Here is a 1,965-nt window from a genome sequence, read left to right as displayed (position 1 = left end):
TCGGGAGTTTGACACTTAATATTTTAAAAAACATGCAAAAGCCTTGATATGGCTTTATTTTTTTGTCAAATTTTTCAGTTTACTATTTCGTAACATTTCGTAATATGTTATAATAACAATAATAACAGTCATTTTCGGAGGTTCCAAAGTATGCGGATAAAAGTTAGCCGTTCTAAGAATTCGGAATCGTATTTTGTAATTAAAGATATTTTTAAAAACAATAAACGTACCACAAAAGTAGTGGAAGCCTTGGGGAACCGGGAAGACATTCAACAAAAACATCCCGGAGTAGATCCCTTGGAATGGGCTAAGAGCTATGCAATGAAATTAACGGAAGAAGACAAACAGAAAAAGGCAAAAATCGTGGTTGCCTATGATCCAAATAAAGTAATACCCAAGGCAGCGCAGCGTTCGTTTAATGTGGGCTATCTCTTCTTACAATCCATTTACTATCAACTGAAACTTGATGCCATTTGCCAACAAATTTCGGAAAAACGCGGCTTTTCGTTTGATTTGAATACCATTCTTTCCCGTTTAATTTACATGAGAGTTCTACACCCTGCTTCAAAAAAAGGAACTTTTGAACGGGCCAATGAGTTACTAGAACCCCATTCGGTGGAAGCCCAACACATTTATCGGGCACTGGACGTTCTCGCGGAAGAATCGGATGGGATCGAAGAAGCTGTCTATAAAAATAGTTTGAAGGTAGTCGATCGAAACACGTCCATTTTGTATTATGACTGCACGAATTTTTACTTTGAAATCGAAGAGGCCGATGGCCTCAAGCAATACGGCATGTCAAAAGAAAATAGGCCCAATCCAATCGTGCAGATGGGACTGTTTATGGACGGAGACGGGCTACCTCTCGCGTTCGTGATAAACCCAGGAAATCAGAACGAACAACCGACCTTAAAACCTTTGGAAAAAAGAATCATCAAAGATTTTAAACTTTCCAAGTTTGTGGTCTGTACAGACGCTGGCTTATCTTCTCGTGAAAATCGCTTGTATAATTCCATGGGAAACCGGGCGTTCGTGACTACCCAATCCATCAAGAAATTGAAGAAACACTTGAAAGAATGGGCCCTAGATCCAGAAGGGTGGATCCCTGCGAACCAATCCAGGGAAGATAAAGAGACAAAAAAACACATCCATTTACAGGAGTTGGACCTTGAGAAGGACAACCAAACGTATTATAAAGAACGGTGGATCAATGAAAATGGCTTGGAACAGCGTTTGGTCGTCACGTTTTCACCGAAATATAAGAGATACCACCAAAGCATTCGAAAAAAACAGATTGAACGGGCTATGAAGAAAATGGAAAAACCAACAAACTTAGAGAAAAAAAGAGCAAATGACCCCGCGCGATTTATTCAATCCAGACATGTTACCCCAGATGGGGAAATTGCCGAAAATGCAAGCTATACACTAAATGAGGATCAAATTAAGGAGGAATCCATATATGATGGGTTTTATGGGGTGTGCACCAACCTGGAAAGCACAGTAGACGAGATTATCAAGATCAACCAACGACGTTGGGAAATCGAAGAGACCTTCCGAATTTTAAAAAGTGAAATGCGATCCAGGCCTGTTTTTGTTCGAAAGGATGAACGTATCAAAGCGCACTTTCTAACGTGTTTCCTCTCCCTGTTGGTCTATCGCATTTTGGAGAAAAAACTAGATGAATCTTTTACCTGTCCGGAAATCATTCAAACCTTACGGGACATGAACGTGCTAGAATACGCCGGGGAAGGCTATATTCCTGCCTACACACGAACAGAATTGACCGATCAACTGCATGATGTATTTGGGTTTCGAACCGATACGGAGATTATTGAGCAAAAAAAAATGAAAAAAATTTTAAAACAAACTAAAATCTAAAAAAAGTACGCATTTTTGACACACAAAAAAACCACAAGTATGCCCGTCATTACAGCATTCTTGTGGTTTTAACTGTCAAACTTGAGA

The 1,965-nt window shown here is 39.6% G+C and carries 1 protein-coding gene; it reads left to right on the top strand.

Annotated elements, in window-relative coordinates; translation table 11 throughout:
* Window positions 1-150: 150 nt before the first annotated feature.
* Window positions 151-1,878: an IS1634 family transposase gene (locus LKW28_RS22780; protein WP_229142700.1), complete on the top strand. Its 1,728-nt coding sequence runs from the start codon at window positions 151-153 to the stop codon at window positions 1,876-1,878.
* Window positions 1,879-1,965: the final 87 nt, after the last annotated feature.

It is taken from the genome of Bacillus sp. REN16 (genome assembly GCF_020731355.1).
In the GTDB taxonomy this organism is placed as follows: Bacteria; Bacillota; Bacilli; order Bacillales; family Bacillaceae_L; genus Ferdinandcohnia.
This window is presented reverse-complemented; position numbering and strand designations above follow the sequence as displayed.

Coding starts and splice junctions, on each gene's coding strand:
- LKW28_RS22780 (WP_229142700.1), top strand. CDS start 151: ATGCGGATAAAAGTTAGCCGTTCTAAGAATTCGGAATCGTATTTTGTA.